The sequence below is a fragment of the Aliiroseovarius sp. D2-2 genome (assembly GCF_055809455.1).
Genome location: NZ_CM147913.1, coordinates 1,693,103 through 1,709,069 on the forward strand (window position 1 = coordinate 1,693,103; position 15,967 = coordinate 1,709,069).

Genomic DNA, 15,967 nt, shown 5'->3' on the forward strand with positions numbered 1-15,967 from the left:
ACGGCAAATTCCTGCGAATGTTCCACATAAGGCTTGTCTTTTGCTGGGGCGCATGGTTAGCAATATAGAGCAACGACGCAGTCCATCTGGACAGCCGCTGTGAACAAGCCCTCAAAATCGGATCATCTGGTTGTTTAACAACTGATGTCCGAGACAACAGCGCGGCGGATGCCGCAAGACTGTGCTGAAATCGGAAAAATATATATGAGATCGTCGAAATCACGTTCGCGCAACAAGTCGAACCGCAACCGGAATAACCCCGGCAACAATATCAATCGCGTGTATGACAGTTCTGGCCCTGAAGGTAAGGTGCGTGGAACGCCGCAGCAGATTATCGACAAGTATACCCAGCTGACTCGGGATGCATTTCTGTCGAACGACCGCGTGGCAGGCGAGAGCTTTCAACAACACGCCGAACATTATACCCGCCTTCTGGGCGAAGCTCAGCGCGAGGTTGATAACCGTCGCCAGCAGGCCGACCAGCAAAACCGCGAACGTCAACAGCGCGAAAAAGATGCCCGTGCAGATCGTTCTGCACCGGATGCAAATCCCGGCACTGATCAAACCGCTCCAGGCGAAGGCGATCAGCCGGATCTGTCCCAATCACCGCAACCCGAGGTGACAGATGGTGGTGACAACGGATTGGTTGAGACACCGGAAAGTAAGCCGCGTCGGCAACCTGCACGCACGCGCAAGCCACGCAAGCCCGCACGTAGCGAAGACAACTCGGCCGAGGCGACAGCCCAGCCCGATGCGGATACGTCTGGCGAAGCAGCAGAATAAGCTTCCAGTAATGGAACAAAAAAACCCCGGCAGTGCCGGGGTTTTTTGTTTTGAATAGAACGTCTTAGCTTTAGTCTGTGCCGCGATAGGGTTCGACGTATTGCAAAGCCATGTCCCAAGGAAAGAAGATCCAAGTGTCTTGGCTGACCTCGGTGACAAACGTATCGACCATGGGGCGGCCTTTGGGCTTGGCATAAACCGTGGCGAAATGAGCGTTGGGATACAGCTCACGCACCAGTTCCAACGTTTTCCCGCTATCAACCAGATCGTCGATGATCAGGATGCCTGTGCCATCGCCCATCAGGTTGTTATCCGGGGACTTCAGCACTTCGGCGTCGCTTTGCGCGTCAGCTTTGCCGCCGCCCGAATGGTAGGACTTCACACTGATCGTGTCGACGGTGCGGATGTCCAATTCGCGGCTGACGATCATCGCTGGTGCCATGCCACCGCGGGTGATCGCCACAACAGCGCGCCAAGCGCCATCATCCGGGCCCTGTCCATCAAGACGCCAAGCCAGTGCCCGGCTGTCACGGTGTATTTGATCCCAGCTGATGTGAAATCCCTTTTCGTGAGGCAGACGATCGCTCATGACGGGGGCTCCTTATTTACGGCCGGTGGTCACATCAATGTCAGGCGCGTCGACGGCCTTCATGCCGACAACGTGATAGCCTGCATCAACGTGATGAGTTTCACCTGTAACGCCTGCACCCAGATCGGACAGCAAATACAGGGCCGAATTCCCGACGTCACCAATGGTCACATTGCGACGCAGGGGCGAATTCAGCTCGTTCCATTTCAGGATATAGCGGAAATCACCGATTCCAGACGCGGCCAGCGTTTTGATCGGGCCTGCGGAAATCGAGTTCACGCGGATACCGTCTTTGCCCAAATCCTCGGCAAGGTAGCGCACGGATGCTTCCAGCGCGGCCTTGGCAACGCCCATGACATTGTAATGCGGCATGACCTGTTCAGCGCCATAATAGGTGAGGGTCAGCATGGACCCACCATCCGTCATCATCGCCGATGCCCGACGGGCAACAGCAGTGAAGCTGTAAACCGAGATGTCCATCGTCATACGGAAGTTTTCAGGACTGGTATCAACATAACGACCGCGAAGTTCGTTTTTGTCCGAGAAACCAATGGCATGTACGATGAAGTCAAGCTTGCCCCACTTGGCTTCCAAATCGTTGAACAGCGCGTCAATGGACCCTTGGTCGGCGACATCACATTCAATCATGATGTCCGACCCCAGCTGATCAGCCAACGGTCCCACACGTTTCTTCAAGGCTTCGCCCTGATACGAGAAGGCCAGTTCGGCCCCCGCTTCGGCGCAAGCCTTTGCGATGCCCCATGCAATGGACTTGTCGTTTGCGAGACCCATGATCAGGCCGCGCTTTCCCTTCATCAATTCGGTCGACATATATGTTCCTCGTCCCGAGATACTGCGTTAAGACCGTTTAGGCGATTGGCCGTTCGTCTTCAAGTCCGGCTTGGCGCTACGTGCTTGTGAAATGGCGGGAATTGGCCAGCCAGTTTTGTAACTATGTGCAATACTGGGGTGAGTTAAAAGGAATGCAAATGTCTGAACGTGATGGAATTTTCGCGGGGGATGACCCGTTTGTTATCGCACGAAGCTGGTTGGCAGAGGCCGAAAAAAGCGAAGTGAACGATCCAAACGCGATTGCGCTGTCTACGGTGGATGCGGACGGTTTACCCAATGCCCGGATGGTGCTTTTGAAAGAGATCGAGGACAACGCTTTCGTCTTCTACACCAACTACGGATCTGTCAAAGCCGATGAGATCGAAAAGGCCGGCAAAGCGGCCTTTGTCATGCACTGGAAAAGTTTAAGGCGACAGATACGGGTCCGGGGTCTCGTTACGCGGGAAGAGGGCGTTCAAGCGGATAATTATTTTTCCTCTAGATCAATCAAAAGCAAACTGGGTGCTTGGGCCTCTTATCAGAGCCAACCCTTGGCCTCGCGGGCCAGTCTAATGGCGAAGGTCGCGAAGGTTACAGCGCAGCACGGACCAGCGCCACAAAGGCCCTTATTTTGGGGTGGATATCGTATCCAACCTGTCGAAATCGAGTTCTGGGCTGATGGTGCGTTCAGGCTTCATGACAGGTTCAGATGGACACGATCCGAGGCTGGTGGCACATGGCAGGTAACCCGTCTGAATCCTTGATATGCATACTTGTTTTTGCCCTGACCTAACCAAAAATACAGGGGGGTGGGGCTTGCGTCGTCTGAATAAACATCCCAATAGTGTCTCGGGGACGCAAATTGCTAGAGGTAGATATGGCGCAGATCGGTGACGCTCGCGTGCCAGATGTGGTACAAGGGCAGGTCAAGTGGTTCGATCCGAACAAAGGGTTCGGTTTCGTTGTCGCAAACGAGGGTGGAGCAGATATCCTGCTGCACGCCAATGTTCTGCGCAACTTTGGACAGAGCTCTGTCGCCGACGGATCCAGCATCGAAATAACCGTACAGGCGACTGATCGCGGTCGTCAGGCGGTAACTGTCTTGTCGATAACGCCGCCTGAAGGTAGCGAAATCAACGAGCTGGAAGAGATCGTAGAAGGTCTGGTCGATCCTGATAGCATTGGCGATATGGAACCCGCTCGCGTTAAGTGGTTTGACAAGGCCAAGGGTTTTGGCTTTGCCAATGCATTCGGCAGTTCCGATGACATCTTTGTGCATGTAGAAGTGTTGCGGCGCTCTGGCTTGGCTGACCTTCAACCGGGCGAGGCGATCAGCATCCGTGCCGCAGACGGTAAGCGTGGTAAGATGGCGGTCTCAGTCCATGCTTGGGATGCGGCCGTTGAGGGCGAAACAGCCTCGTGACTTACGCGTTGCGCGTTGGTCTGATCCAATTTCTTAGTTTGGCCGGGTATGCCTGCACGTCGATGGCATGGGCTGCGGAGTGTGAACCGGACCGCGTCAATGTTCGTGGTCCTTGGGGGCAGGCGGCCTTTACCATTGAAGTGGCAGATGATCCGCGCGAACGCGCCCAAGGCTTGATGTTCCGTGAAGACCTTCCAACCATGAACGGCATGCTTTTTTTATTCGAACAACCGCAGCAAGTCGGTTTTTGGATGAAAAACACGTTGATCCCATTAGATATGATCTTTGTTCTGGAAGATGGAACAGTCTCGCGCGTTCATCACAATGCGATTCCCCACGACACGACATTAATTGATGGTGGCGTGGGGGTGCAGGCTGTTTTGGAAGTGAATGGTGGGACCGCAGCGCGATTCGGCATCGCAGAGGGCAGTGAACTGCAACATCCGGCCCTCGATCAGGCGGATGCAGCCTGGCCTTGTGCCCCTGATATGACACCTGAATAGGCTGACAACGAATTTAGGCTGTTTTCCCTCTTTTCATTGCCGGAACACAACGGTAAGGAGGGGGCGTTCGGGGCGTAGCGCAGCCTGGTAGCGCGACGGTTTTGGGTACCGTAGGTCGCAAGTTCGAATCTTGCCGTCCCGACCACCATTCTTCATTTAACTCTGTTTTCTTTACCCAACCTGATTGGGTTCATGTGGCGTGTGCTTAAAGCAGACCTGACGGATGAATCGCATCAGGCATGACAGGGCTGCATGGCTGTTGTTGATCTAAGAACAGGCTATGTGAGTCGCGTTTGACGCGGCTTGAAGAGCCATTCGAGTGCATTGGTTAACGCTTTCGGCGTTAAGGATCTGGCGGTCGAACATTTTAGCCACAGTTCGTTAATACGATGAAAGAATCACGCTTCGCTTCAAGCAGATTGTTTCGATCGAAGCCTAAACTGGCCAATTTCTTAGCAAAAGAAGAGCTCCCCTTAGAGTGGAGAGGCGCGAGAATCAAAATCATTCGGATAACTGGATGTGTGGCAAACTGCGTCAACAGAAAAGAGTTGGGGATATGTATGAAATTATCGTTGACGATATAGGGGTCACTACGCCAGTTTGTGGGAGCTAGCCGCAAGGCCACAATATATAGTGGCTGTTGGTTGAGCAGGACGAAACAGGGACCACGCTTCGATATTGAAGTTATCAGGGTGCGCCACGTTAGTGGAAGCGGCACTCGGCGGTGATCCTATGTCTAAATTCCTGCCACCAAGGGCTGCGTGGAAAATTTATCGATTAGGGCAGAATCTTAGTGCCGTAAGGCGCAAAGAGAGACTGAAGGGACTGGACAGGCACAATGAAGATTGAACGCAAATTCACAAAATCGGGGCAGGGCGCTTATTCGGAGCTGGAATTCACCACGACGACCTCTGAAATCCGAAACCCTGACGGTACGATCGTATTCAAACTGGACGAGTGCGAAGTCCCCACAAGTTGGAGCCAAGTGGCTTCGGATGTGATTGCGCAGAAATACTTCCGCAAAGCTGGCGTCCCGGCTGTTCTGAAGCAGGTTAAGGAAAAAGATGTTCCCGAATTCCTGTGGCGTTCCGTTCCTGACGACAAAGCCATGGCAGATCTGCCCGAAGACGCGCGCTTTGGCGGCGAAACGTCGGCCAAACAAGTGTTCGACCGCTTGGCAGGCGCTTGGGCGTATTGGGGTTGGAAAGGTGGCTATTTCACCACTGAAGAAGACGCGCGCACCTATTTTGACGAAATGCGTCACATGCTGGCCAGCCAACGCGCCGCGCCGAACTCGCCGCAGTGGTTCAACACTGGCTTGCATTGGGCTTACGGCATCGATGGTCCTGCACAGGGTCACTATTATGTGGATCACAAGACCCGCAAGCTGACCAAGTCGAAATCCAGCTACGAGCATCCACAGCCGCATGCCTGTTTCATTCAGTCGGTTGGCGATGATCTGGTCGGCGACGGCGGCATCATGGACCTGTGGGTCCGCGAGGCGCGCCTGTTCAAATACGGCTCGGGCACAGGCACCAACTTCTCGTCCCTGCGTGCAGCGAACGAAGAGCTGTCGGGCGGCGGTAAATCCTCGGGCCTGATGGGCTTCCTGAAAATTGGTGACCGGGCAGCCGGTGCGATCAAATCGGGCGGTACAACACGTCGTGCGGCCAAGATGGTTATCGTCGATGCCGACCACCCGGATGTCGAAGAATACATCAACTGGAAGGTCAAAGAAGAGCAGAAGGTTGCTTCGCTGGTGGCTGGCTCGAAGATGCATGAAGAGCATCTGAACCACATCTTTGATGCCATTCGTTCATGGGACGGCAAGGAAGAAGACGCATTTGACCCGAAAACCAACGAAGGTTTGAAAAGTGCAATTCGGGTCGCGAAAAAAGTCGCGATTCCCGAAAACTACGTCAAGCGCGTGTTGGATTATGCAAAGCAGGGCTTCGGCTCGATCGAGTTCCCGACCTATGATACAGACTGGGATTCAGAGGCTTACGCCACCGTTTCGGGTCAGAACTCGAACAACTCGGTTCGCGTCACTGATGCTTACCTTAAGGCAGTCGAAAACGATGCGGATTGGGAACTGATCCGCCGTACTGACGGTTCCGTCGCCAAGACTATCAAGGCGCGCGACCTGTGGGAACAGATCGGCCACGCAGCATGGTCCTGTGCAGATCCCGGCATCCAGTATCACGACACAGTCAACGCTTGGCACACCTGCCCGGAAGATGGCGCGATCCGCGGGTCGAATCCGTGCTCGGAATACATGTTCTTGGATGACACCGCGTGTAACCTGGCGTCGATGAACCTGCTGACCTTCTTGAAGGATGGCGAGTTCCAGGCCGAAGACTACATGCACGCCACACGTCTGTGGACCATCACGCTGGAAATCTCGGTGATGATGGCGCAATTCCCGTCCAAGGAAATTGCTGAGCTGTCTTATGTGTTCCGCACGTTGGGTCTGGGCTATGCCAACATCGGCGGTCTGCTGATGAACATGGGGTATGGCTACGATTCGAAAGAAGGACGCGCCCTTTGTGGAGCCCTGACCGCGATCATGACCGGCGTGTCCTACGCCACCTCGGCTGAAATGGCCGGAGAGCTGGGCACGTTTGAAGGCTATGAGCGCAACAAGGACCACATGCTGCGCGTCATCCGCAACCACCGCAACGCGGCTTACGGAGCAAGCGATGGGTACGAGGATCTGGCCGTGAAGCCCGTTCCCTTGGACCTGAAGAATTGCCCTGATGCCAAACTGGTCGATCTGGCCATGGGCACCTGGGATGAAGCCTATGCACTTGGTGAAAAGCACGGTTACCGCAACGCGCAGGTGTCTGTGATTGCCCCAACCGGCACCATCGGTCTGGTGATGGATTGCGATACCACAGGGATCGAGCCGGACTTTGCGCTGGTGAAGTTCAAAAAGCTGGCCGGTGGCGGCTACTTTAAAATCATCAACCGCTCGGTTCCGGGTGCGTTGGAAAAAGTCGGCTATAGCTCGTCCCAGATTGAAGAGATTATCAGCTATGCGGTCGGGCACGGCACTTTGGGCAATGCGCCGGGCATCAACCACACCACGTTGATCGGTCACGGGTTCGGACAGAACGAAATCGACAAGATCGAGGCAGCATTGCCATCGGCCTTCGACATCCGCTTTGTCTTCAACCAGTGGACGCTGGGCGAGGAGTTCTGCACCAACGTTCTGGGTATCCCGGCTGAAAAGCTGAACGATCCCGACTTCAGCTTGTTGAGCCATCTTGGCTTCACCCGCAAAGACATCGACGCGGCCAACGATCATGTGTGTGGCACGATGACGCTTGAAGGTGCACCGAACCTGAAAGACGAGCATCTGAACATCTTCGATTGCGCCAACCCGTGCGGAAAGAAAGGCACGCGTTTCCTGAGCGTTGATAGCCACATCTATATGATGGCAGCGGCGCAAAGCTTCATTTCCGGTGCGATCTCGAAAACGATCAACATGCCGAATGACGCGACCATCGAAGACTGCCAGAAGGCCTACGAACTCAGCTGGTCGCTGGGTGTGAAAGCCAACGCGCTGTATCGTGATGGCTCGAAACTCAGCCAGCCTTTGGCAGCCGCTTTGGTCGAAGATGACGAGGAAGCAGAAGAAATTCTGGCGTCGGGTTCGCCCCACGAGAAAGCCGTGACACTGGCCGAGAAGATCATTGAGAAAGTGGTCATCAAGGAAGTGGCGCGCGGACGTGAGAAACTGCCCGAACGTCGCAAAGGATACACACAGAAAGCCATCGTCGGCGGGCACAAGGTTTACCTGCGCACCGGTGAATACGAAGACGGCAATCTGGGCGAAATCTTCATCGACATGCACAAAGAAGGCGCTGGCTTCCGTGCAATGATGAACAACTTCGCAATCGCTGTGTCGGTCGGTCTGCAATACGGTGTTCCGCTTGAGGAATTCGTGGATGCTTTCACCTTCACCAAGTTCGAACCGGCAGGCATGGTTCAGGGCAACGACTCGATCAAGAACGCGACGTCGATCCTTGATTACATCTTCCGCGAACTGGCTGTGTCCTATCTGGATCGTACCGATCTGGCGCATGTCAAACCGCAAGGCGCTGCGTTCGATGATCTGGGCCGTGGCGAGGAAGAGGGCGTGTCGAACGTTCAGCAACCGTCTGAAACCGCAGCGACTAAGTCCTTGGAAGTGTTGAAGCAAATCAGCTCGACCGGATATCTGCGCAAACGCATGCCGCAAGAGCTGGTGGTGTTGCAAGGCGGTATGGAAGCCGGGGCAACTGCCCTGACGGGCACCGATCCTGTGGGCGCGCTCAGCACATTGGTGCCTGAAACCGCAAGCACTGTGGTCACGGAAACTCTGGTTAGCGAGACCAGTGTCTCAACCGGCACAGTGAACTCGATCGATGCGCGCACGAAAGCGAAGATGCAGGGCTACGAAGGTGATCCATGCGGCGAATGCGGCAACTACACCTTGGTGCGCAACGGCACCTGCATGAAGTGCAACACTTGTGGGTCGACCACGGGCTGTAGCTAAGCGTTTCGTCAGGGCCGCCTACTCCCAAGGGGTGGCTCTGGCAAGGTTAGGGTGGGTTGGGGGTTGCCCCTCATCCTGACACGGGGCGGGTGCGCTCGCCCTGACACGGATAGGGCCGCAGGCAAAATAAACCGGGCGGTACCAATCAGAGCCCTATCAGTGAAACTGGGGTGTCCTTGCGGCGCCCCATTTTTTTGCCTGATGGGAATTGCTCTGGGTTTCTGTCTAGGAAAAGAAAAACGCCCCGGTGAACACATCACCGGGGCGTTTGTTTGTTCAGAGAACTAGGCTTAGATGCCGCGCGACAAGGCCGCAACGCCCGTACGGGCCACTTCGATCAGGCCAAGAGGGCGCATCAGATCTGCGAAAGCGTCGATCTTCTCGGTTGTGCCGGTGATTTCGAACACAAAGCTGTCCAGAGTTGAATCGACGACGTTTGCGCGGAAAATATCGGCAAGGCGCAAGGCCTCAACCCGTTTTTCACCGGATCCTTCGACTTTCAAAAGGGCCAATTCGCGTTCGACGGACGCCCCTTCGACGGTCAAGTCATGCACCTCATGCACCGGAACAATGCGTCCCAGCTGCGCTTTGATCTGTTCGATCACAGCAGGGGTGCCGGTGGTGACGATGGTGATGCGCGACAGATGACCTTCGTGATCGACCTCGGCCACGGTCAGGCTTTCGATGTTATAACCACGACCGGCAAAAAGTCCGATCACGCGGGCCAAAACGCCGGCTTCGTTGTCGACGACACAGGCCAAGGTGTGGCTTTCGATGACATCCGAATTCGGGTCGCGCAGGTCATAAGCCGACTTGCGCGAAGAGCCTTTTTTGATCTTAAGTGCAGACATTTACAGACCCTCCTTAAACCAATGTTGCGCCAGCGGCGCCGATGACGCCTTGGGTGTCAGCTTCGCCCATCAGCATGTCGTTGTGCGGCGCGCCCGATGGGATCATCGGGAAGCAGTTTGCGTGCTTTTCGACCAGTACGTCCAGAATGAACGGGCCGTCATAATCCAGCATTTCCTGAATGGCGTCATCCAGTTCAGCCGGATCCGAGACCTGACGCCCCTTACAGCCAAAGGCCTCGGCCAGTTTGACGAAATCAGGCAGGCTTTCCGACCAGCTGTGCGAATACCGTTCGCCGTGCAGCAGTTCTTGCCACTGGCGGACCATGCCCAAACGCTCATTGTTCAGAATGAACTGTTTGATTGGCGCGCGGAACTGAACGGCGGTGCCCATTTCCTGCATATTCATCAACCAAGACGCATCACCAGCCACGTTAACGACGCAGGAATCCGGGTGCGCGATCTGAGCACCCAGCGACGCTGGCAGGCCATAGCCCATCGTGCCCAACCCGCCCGATGTCAGCCAGCGGTTCGGGTCCTCGAATCCAAGGAACTGAGCGGCCCACATCTGGTGTTGTCCAACTTCCGTGGCGACATAGCGATCTTTGTCTTTTGTCAGCTCTTCAAGGCGCTGCAACGCGAATTGCGGCTGAATGACATCCGTGGTGTTGGTGTAGCTCAGGCAGCGACGTTCCTTCCAAGTGGCAATCTGATCGTCCCACTTGGCCAGCCCGTCTTTGTTCACTTTGCGACCGCGGGCTTTCCAAACCTTCAGAAGGTCTTCAAGCACATGACCAACATCGCCGATGATCGGCAGATCAACATGGATCACCTTGTTGATGGAACTTGGATCAATGTCGATATGCGCTTTTTTGGATCCGGGGCTGAACGCATCCATACGGCCAGTGATCCGGTCGTCAAAACGGGCGCCCACACAGATCATCAGGTCACAATCATGCATTGCCATGTTGGCTTCATAAAGTCCGTGCATCCCCAACATGCCCAGCCAATGTTCACCCGATGCAGGATAGGCACCAAGACCCATCAAGGTCGATGTGATCGGGAAGCCTGTGGCTTGAACCAATTCACGCAAAAGCTGGCTTGCACCGAGGCCAGAGTTGATCACGCCACCGCCCGTGTAAAACAAGGGACGTTCGGCTGTTTCCATCAGCTCGGCAAGTTCGGTGATCGCGTTGATGTCGCCACGCATTTGCGGCTGATAATGCCCGGTTGCTGCTTTGGCAGGCGGGGTATAGGAGCCGGTGGCAAACTGAACATCTTTCGGGATGTCGATCAGCGTTGGGCCCGGTCGGCCCGAGGTCGCCACATGGAACGCTTGATGGATCACGTCCGACAGTTTGTCAGTCTCTTTCACCAACCAGTTATGTTTTGTGCAGGGGCGGGTGATCCCAACGGTGTCAGCTTCCTGAAAGCCATCGGTGCCGATCATGAAGGTCGGAACCTGCCCAGTCAGGACAACAAGCGGAATGGAATCCAAAAGCGCGTCTGTCAGGCCGGTCACGGCGTTTGTCGCGCCGGGGCCCGAGGTTACTAGGACAACACCCGGCTTACCTGTCGAACGCGCATAGCCTTCGGCCGCATGCACAGCGCCTTGTTCGTGGCGTACCAAGATGTGACGAATGTCATTTTGCTGAAAAATCTCGTCGTAAATCGGTAGGACAGCGCCCCCGGGGTAGCCAAAGACTGTGTCCACACCCTGATCCTTCAGGGCTTGAACTACCATTTTCGCTCCGGTCATTTGACGTGTCATCTTCTTCTCCGTTCCACGTGCGCTTCTCATAAAAAAGCCCCCGATCTTCTCGGGGGCGCATGGGGTTCCATTATGGTTCCGTTACCGGCCCATGCGCCAATTTCTCACAATCACAAGGACGCTGCTCATTGCAGGTTTCCCAAGTTCTTGCCCAAGGATATCCCTGAAGGCTTCCACATTACGTGCCGGGGACATTATGAGCGGTGATGGGGGGCGTCAACAGCGAAAGCGCGTATAAAATGTCGCGTAGGCGAATTTTTTGTAATTTTTGGTCCAATTGCGATCTGATTGGCGCAACTATTGCAAATATGAGCTGTGATTTTCGGGAATTGCTGCAGTTTCACCCGCAAAGCTGAGTCCCCCTGGGCACGCTAGCCCTCGCGCTGCACTTTGCTGGCGGTGTCGGGAAGGTTGATACTTGCCACCTGTTCCGCAATCGGATCCGTGGATAGGGGATGTAACTCAGCCGAGTAATCCTCGCCCGTGTCCAGCGGGGTCCACTGGTTGTCACGGTAAATTTCGATAGACGAGAATGCCGCTTTGTAATCCATCTTGGAGCTGCCCGGCACCCAATAGCCAAGATAGACATAGGGCAGGCCAGCTTCGCGCGCGATCTCGATATGGTCGAGGATCATATAGGTGCCAAGGGATTTGCGATGCCAGTCTGGGTCGTAGAACGAATAGACCATCGACAACCCATCTTCGAGCACATCTGTCAGACAAACAGCGCGCAACGGACCGGTTGCGTCATCGCCGGGCATTTGCCCTTGTCCGCGTTCCGCATATTCAATCACGCGGCTTTTGATCGGCGTTTCCTCGATCATCGCGGCGAATTCGAACACATCCATATCCGCCATGCCGCCTTCGGCGTGCCGGTCATCCAGATAGCGGCGGAACAGCTCGTACTGATCTTCGCTTGCCCAAGGGGCACGTGCACGGCGTTCAAGCACCGAGTTGCGTTTGACCGTTCGTTTTTGGCTTTTTCTGGGTTTGAAGTCCGCAACGCGGATGCGCGCGGAAAGACACGCCGAGCATTCAGCACAGGACGGGCGATAGAGCACATTCTGAGAGCGTCTGAAGCCCTGTTTGGAAAGGGTGTCATTCAAGGTTTCCGCGTGTTCCCCTTGAAGCGCAGTGAACAGCTTACGTTCAAGGCGTCCGTCCAGATAGGGACACTCCTGCGGCGCAGTCACATAGAACTGGGGTGCAAGTGGAAGGGTGTGGCGCATGGTTTCTCGTAATCAACTCAAATCGCAAGGAGCCTAGCCCGAGCAAGCGGTGTCGGGCAAGCCCCCGATAACAGCTAGGGTAAACGGGGGCAGGGGGGCGGCTTAGCGGCGCTCGGCCATGCGGTTGATCGCAGTGGTTCCCAGGACCATGTCGGCCAGGCCTTGGCCGCGCGCCGTTGTGAACATCATCACAAGCGAGATCATTTGAAGAACGACCGTCGACATCGACAAATAGTAACCCAAAGTGTGCAGGGCTGCGGTCTGCCGATCAAAGCGTTGTCCGTCATGTCGGCGCAGCTCGATCGCAGTCAGGCGCATGCCTATGGTTGCGGATTTCCGGGTCAAGGTGGACATGCGATAAACAAACCCAACCGCCAGATAAACTAGACCCCATAGGAAAAAACCAATGCCAAGGGTCAGCAGGCCAATCACGATACATATCCCGATGATCAGAACGACATCGATGAACCAAGCCAGTAGGCGTTTCATGGTCACATCTTGGTAGAACTCGGATTGCGTGTCCGGATCAGGAAGTCCCCAAAGCGTCGCATCGCGACGGGAGTTTTGGTGGTCAAAGGAGTGGGTCATTTTGGGATTGGCAGCTCTGTTAAGTCAGTAAAACCCGGCCCAATGAGGGCCGGGAAGGTGTCATCCAGATCGGATTACTTCTTTTTGCGCTTGGGTTCATCAAGGATTTCGACATCCTCGGCCACTTCATCAACATCATCATCGTCGTTCACATCTTGATCGTCGATATGTGTGCTGCGGGCAGCTTCGGCGCGGTCATCCATGAATTGGTCGAACTCGGACTTGTCTTTTGCGGCGCGAAGGCGTTCCAGGAAGGCTTCAAACGCTTCTTGTTCGCTCATCAAACGGCGCAGCGTTTCAGCTTTATAGGAGTCAAACGCGGTGTTGCCCGAGCTGGTGAAACCGTGGCGGCGCGACATGTGGCTATCCTGCCAAGCCTGCGAGTTGCGGTTGCGGCGGTGAGAACAAGATTTCGAAAACATGCGTTTACCCCAGATCATGTAGGCCAGTAGCGCAAGGCCGACGGGCCAGAAAAAGATGAAGCTGACGACCATGGCGGCGATCCAAGCGCCTTTGCCGCGCTCGTCCAGCCACGCCTCGGTCCGTGAGAACCAACCGCGAGGGGCGGAGGTGTAGTCAGTGGTTTGGGCGGCGGTGTTCATGATGGTCTCCATTCGGTTTATGTTTGAATGTGAATGTCTTTCACATGATTAGGATGTGGGTATTTCCGGGGGATCATCAAGAGGTAATGTGAATGTTTTTTACATAAATCGTATAACGCATTGTAATGCATGTAATAAACAAAAAAAGAGCGGCGAAAATCACCGCTCATTTTCCTCATTCATTCCATCTAATCAGGCTGGAAGGGCACCATCTGGGGCTTTTTGGCCCAATCGCGGCTTGAATGCGCCCATTATTAGCTCTGTCACAAGCGGTAGCACATTGGACATGCCCACAAGTGCCTCGCGCCCCTCAAGTGCGTGAAACGCGTCACTGACGGGTGCTGTCGGATCACCGGCTTCTGCAATGGCAAGCAGATCGGGCATCATCGGCACAAGGAAGACAAATGCGTTCACAGCCAAGAAGGCCTGACAGGCGAGTTTGACAACCATCCAACGCGACCGTTCTTTCCAAATGAAGAACAGGGCCAGATCACAGGCAAGCTTCAATGCCAGCCCAGGCAAGATCAGAATGTAGGCGCTGGTCAGTTTGTAGCTATAGACCGTCACTGCCGTCGCACCGTCCGGCGTGCCAATCACCACTCCTATTACAATGTGCGATAAGATGCCGCCGACATACAGGATGCCGGCGATCTCATTCACGAAGTCGAGAGCTTTGCGCATCACTTAGACGTCCCGGTTTCCAAACCACATACGGCTGAACAATCCATCCTTCAGCATAAATTGGTGGTACGCCCAGCCCGCGATATGAGCCAGGATGGTCAGTGCCAAGAGTTTAGAGAGGATGCCGTGAGCTGCACGCGGGGCCAGATCATTGAAGGTTTCTGGCAAAGGTGCACCTGATCCTCCGAAAACAATTCCCGGAAGGCCCGCACCTATCGAGATGCCGATGCCGCTGGCGACCATAAGCAACACAAGAGCATAGAGCGCCCAGTGCGCGGCTTGCCCGCCCATGTTCAAAAGTGCGTTTCCAGTATCTGCTTTAGGCGGATGTTGTGTTTTGAGGCGTGTGATTAACCGAATAATCATCAGGATTCCGATGACCATTCCTAAGCTCATGTGCATTCGCAAGCTAAACAGTTTGTCAGGGCTGTCATTGGGAAGCGCGGCCAAGACCTGTCCCCCCATAACCAGGCCGCCAACGATCATTGCGGCCAAGACCCAGTGTAGGGTGACCAGTAGGGGATGATAGCGTTTCATTGAGTTCTCCATTCTTCAAAAGAGTCGCGTTCATCATATTTGCAATTGCAACAATAGCAAGACAAAACATTTGCAACTGCAATAATCGCAGTTTATGATCTTGCTTATGAAGAACAACAATTCACTTTCAAAAACCGCGCAAACCACTCGTCAAAGCAGTGTGGGCTGGATGTTTCAGCGACTTGCGCGATCGCTTGAACGGGATATGACGGATCGGCTGGCCGAATTCGGTCTGAAAATTGATCACTTTGTCATTCTTATGAACCTGACCGAGCGTGAGAATGTCACTCAAACTGAATTGGGTGACGACATCTCAATGCCCAACTATGCGATCACCCGCGCTTTGGACCATCTTGAAGGGGAAGGGCTTGTCGAGCGTCGACCTGATGCCAAATCGCGCCGGTCTCACCGCGTTTTTCTGACCAAGGCAGGAATCAAATTGATGCCCAGTCTGTTTGAAACGGTAAAAGCCGTAAATGTGGCGTTTCTTGCGCCGCTGCCAGACAATCAGCGCGCCGAACTCAGCCAACTTCTGATGTCGTTGATGGAGTCGGAAGATCAGGTAAAGCAGCCGGGTTGAGCACCACAGACATTGATTAAGTCCGACGGTGACACCGCAAAGACGTGGCGGGGGGTTCCAGCCGCGGCCCAAACCTCATCGAATTCCAATAGGCGTGCGTCATAGAATGCTTTCACGGGACTGATCAAGCCGACCGGGGACACGCCTCCGATCGCGAAACCTGTTTCTTTGCGGATCAAGGCGGCATCCGCTTTGCCAAGCGGTTCCCCGGCAAGCTCTGACGCCTTTACTGCGTCGACTTGATGGCCACCAGCGGTCAGAAACAGCAGGACATGGCCGCTTTCTTCCCCGCGAAAGATGATGGATTTGGCGATCTGATCCAGTTCGCAGCCACAAGCACGGGCTGCATCCGCCGCGGTTCGGGTGCCGTCGGTCATTTCCATGACCTCGGTGTTGATCCCCGCGGTTTCCAGAGCCGATTTAACCCGCTTCAAGCTTTTAGACATGGTCAAACCCCCTTGA

The 15,967-nt window shown here is 54.8% G+C and carries 16 protein-coding genes and 1 tRNA gene; 7 read left to right on the forward strand and 10 right to left on the reverse strand.

Annotated elements, in window-relative coordinates; genetic code table 11:
• The first annotated feature begins 204 nt into the window (after nt 1–204).
• Nucleotides 205–783, forward strand: coding sequence for a DUF4167 domain-containing protein (locus AC0L6A_RS08320; RefSeq protein WP_473289192.1), 579 nt, complete (start codon nt 205–207; stop codon nt 781–783).
• Between the two features lie 70 nt (nt 784–853).
• Here the strand turns inward: AC0L6A_RS08320 and gpt are convergent, their stop codons facing one another.
• Nucleotides 854–1,372 (reverse strand): xanthine phosphoribosyltransferase, encoded by a 519-nt coding sequence (gpt, locus tag AC0L6A_RS08325; RefSeq protein ID WP_473289194.1) that lies wholly within the window; start codon nt 1,370–1,372, stop codon nt 854–856.
• Nucleotides 1,373–1,384: 12 nt separating this feature from the next.
• Entirely contained in the window at nt 1,385–2,203 is an 819-nt protein-coding gene (fabI, locus tag AC0L6A_RS08330; RefSeq protein WP_473289195.1) for an enoyl-ACP reductase FabI, read from the reverse strand.
• A gap of 158 nt (nt 2,204–2,361) precedes the next feature.
• Between fabI and pdxH the strand changes: the two genes are divergently transcribed.
• From pdxH to AC0L6A_RS08355, 5 genes are all read left to right on the forward strand, one after another.
• Nucleotides 2,362–2,967 carry a pyridoxamine 5'-phosphate oxidase gene (pdxH, locus tag AC0L6A_RS08335; RefSeq protein ID WP_473289197.1) on the forward strand — a complete coding sequence of 202 codons (606 nt, stop codon included), beginning with the start codon at nt 2,362–2,364 and terminating at the stop codon, nt 2,965–2,967.
• Between the two features lie 113 nt (nt 2,968–3,080).
• On the forward strand, nt 3,081–3,626 hold the full coding sequence (locus AC0L6A_RS08340) for a cold-shock protein (protein ID WP_473289199.1): 546 nt from the start codon (nt 3,081–3,083) through the stop codon (nt 3,624–3,626).
• A 62-nt stretch (nt 3,627–3,688) separates the two neighbouring features.
• The gene (locus AC0L6A_RS08345; protein WP_473293428.1) at nt 3,689–4,129 is read left to right on the forward strand and encodes a DUF192 domain-containing protein; all 441 of its coding nucleotides are present in this window, start codon (nt 3,689–3,691) and stop codon (nt 4,127–4,129) included.
• Nucleotides 4,130–4,197: 68 nt separating this feature from the next.
• A tRNA-Pro gene (locus AC0L6A_RS08350) sits at nt 4,198–4,274 on the forward strand.
• Nucleotides 4,275–4,967: 693 nt separating this feature from the next.
• On the forward strand, nt 4,968–8,669 hold the full coding sequence (locus AC0L6A_RS08355) for a vitamin B12-dependent ribonucleotide reductase (protein ID WP_473289201.1): 3,702 nt from the start codon (nt 4,968–4,970) through the stop codon (nt 8,667–8,669).
• 290 nt (nt 8,670–8,959) lie between these two features.
• Here AC0L6A_RS08355 and ilvN read toward each other — a convergent pair whose 3' ends face one another.
• From ilvN to AC0L6A_RS08390, 7 genes are all read right to left on the reverse strand, one after another.
• Nucleotides 8,960–9,520 carry an acetolactate synthase small subunit gene (ilvN, locus tag AC0L6A_RS08360; protein WP_473289203.1) on the reverse strand — a complete coding sequence of 187 codons (561 nt, stop codon included), beginning with the start codon at nt 9,518–9,520 and terminating at the stop codon, nt 8,960–8,962.
• A 13-nt stretch (nt 9,521–9,533) separates the two neighbouring features.
• Nucleotides 9,534–11,288 carry an acetolactate synthase 3 large subunit gene (locus AC0L6A_RS08365; protein WP_473289204.1) on the reverse strand — a complete coding sequence of 585 codons (1,755 nt, stop codon included), beginning with the start codon at nt 11,286–11,288 and terminating at the stop codon, nt 9,534–9,536.
• Nucleotides 11,289–11,659: 371 nt separating this feature from the next.
• Nucleotides 11,660–12,517 (reverse strand): arginyltransferase, encoded by an 858-nt coding sequence (locus tag AC0L6A_RS08370; protein ID WP_473289206.1) that lies wholly within the window; start codon nt 12,515–12,517, stop codon nt 11,660–11,662.
• A gap of 102 nt (nt 12,518–12,619) precedes the next feature.
• A complete protein-coding gene (locus AC0L6A_RS08375) occupies nt 12,620–13,105 on the reverse strand; it encodes an RDD family protein (protein WP_473289207.1) in 486 nt (161 codons plus the stop codon).
• 74 nt (nt 13,106–13,179) lie between these two features.
• Nucleotides 13,180–13,707, reverse strand: coding sequence for a DUF2852 domain-containing protein (locus AC0L6A_RS08380; protein ID WP_473289209.1), 528 nt, complete (start codon nt 13,705–13,707; stop codon nt 13,180–13,182).
• Between the two features lie 192 nt (nt 13,708–13,899).
• Nucleotides 13,900–14,388, reverse strand: coding sequence for an enoyl-CoA hydratase (locus AC0L6A_RS08385; protein WP_473289210.1), 489 nt, complete (start codon nt 14,386–14,388; stop codon nt 13,900–13,902).
• A 3-nt stretch (nt 14,389–14,391) separates the two neighbouring features.
• Nucleotides 14,392–14,925 (reverse strand): cytochrome b, encoded by a 534-nt coding sequence (locus AC0L6A_RS08390; RefSeq protein WP_473289212.1) that lies wholly within the window; start codon nt 14,923–14,925, stop codon nt 14,392–14,394.
• Nucleotides 14,926–15,031: 106 nt separating this feature from the next.
• Here AC0L6A_RS08390 and AC0L6A_RS08395 point away from each other — a divergent pair, with 106 nt between their 5' ends.
• A complete protein-coding gene (locus tag AC0L6A_RS08395) occupies nt 15,032–15,505 on the forward strand; it encodes a MarR family winged helix-turn-helix transcriptional regulator (protein ID WP_473289213.1) in 474 nt (157 codons plus the stop codon).
• Here the strand turns inward: AC0L6A_RS08395 and AC0L6A_RS08400 are convergent.
• Nucleotides 15,484–15,951, reverse strand: coding sequence for a YbaK/EbsC family protein (locus AC0L6A_RS08400; protein ID WP_473289215.1), 468 nt, complete (start codon nt 15,949–15,951; stop codon nt 15,484–15,486). The two genes, AC0L6A_RS08395 and AC0L6A_RS08400, sit on opposite strands and share 22 nt — an antisense overlap.
• Nucleotides 15,952–15,967: the final 16 nt, after the last annotated feature.

What these genes read in the sequence shown, in the direction of transcription:
- AC0L6A_RS08320 (WP_473289192.1), top strand. Translation starts at nt 205, where the DNA reads ATGAGATCGTCGAAATCACGTTCGCGCAACAAGTCGAACCGCAACCGG.
- gpt (WP_473289194.1), bottom strand. Translation starts at nt 1,372, where the DNA reads ATGAGCGATCGTCTGCCTCACGAAAAGGGATTTCACATCAGCTGGGAT.
- fabI (WP_473289195.1), bottom strand. Translation starts at nt 2,203, where the DNA reads ATGTCGACCGAATTGATGAAGGGAAAGCGCGGCCTGATCATGGGTCTC.
- pdxH (WP_473289197.1), top strand. Translation starts at nt 2,362, where the DNA reads ATGTCTGAACGTGATGGAATTTTCGCGGGGGATGACCCGTTTGTTATC.
- AC0L6A_RS08340 (WP_473289199.1), top strand. Translation starts at nt 3,081, where the DNA reads ATGGCGCAGATCGGTGACGCTCGCGTGCCAGATGTGGTACAAGGGCAG.
- AC0L6A_RS08345 (WP_473293428.1), top strand. Translation starts at nt 3,689, where the DNA reads ATGGCATGGGCTGCGGAGTGTGAACCGGACCGCGTCAATGTTCGTGGT.
- AC0L6A_RS08355 (WP_473289201.1), top strand. Translation starts at nt 4,968, where the DNA reads ATGAAGATTGAACGCAAATTCACAAAATCGGGGCAGGGCGCTTATTCG.
- ilvN (WP_473289203.1), bottom strand. Translation starts at nt 9,520, where the DNA reads ATGTCTGCACTTAAGATCAAAAAAGGCTCTTCGCGCAAGTCGGCTTAT.
- AC0L6A_RS08365 (WP_473289204.1), bottom strand. Translation starts at nt 11,288, where the DNA reads ATGACACGTCAAATGACCGGAGCGAAAATGGTAGTTCAAGCCCTGAAG.
- AC0L6A_RS08370 (WP_473289206.1), bottom strand. Translation starts at nt 12,517, where the DNA reads ATGCGCCACACCCTTCCACTTGCACCCCAGTTCTATGTGACTGCGCCG.
- AC0L6A_RS08375 (WP_473289207.1), bottom strand. Translation starts at nt 13,105, where the DNA reads ATGACCCACTCCTTTGACCACCAAAACTCCCGTCGCGATGCGACGCTT.
- AC0L6A_RS08380 (WP_473289209.1), bottom strand. Translation starts at nt 13,707, where the DNA reads ATGAACACCGCCGCCCAAACCACTGACTACACCTCCGCCCCTCGCGGT.
- AC0L6A_RS08385 (WP_473289210.1), bottom strand. Translation starts at nt 14,388, where the DNA reads ATGCGCAAAGCTCTCGACTTCGTGAATGAGATCGCCGGCATCCTGTAT.
- AC0L6A_RS08390 (WP_473289212.1), bottom strand. Translation starts at nt 14,925, where the DNA reads ATGAAACGCTATCATCCCCTACTGGTCACCCTACACTGGGTCTTGGCC.
- AC0L6A_RS08395 (WP_473289213.1), top strand. Translation starts at nt 15,032, where the DNA reads ATGAAGAACAACAATTCACTTTCAAAAACCGCGCAAACCACTCGTCAA.
- AC0L6A_RS08400 (WP_473289215.1), bottom strand. Translation starts at nt 15,951, where the DNA reads ATGTCTAAAAGCTTGAAGCGGGTTAAATCGGCTCTGGAAACCGCGGGG.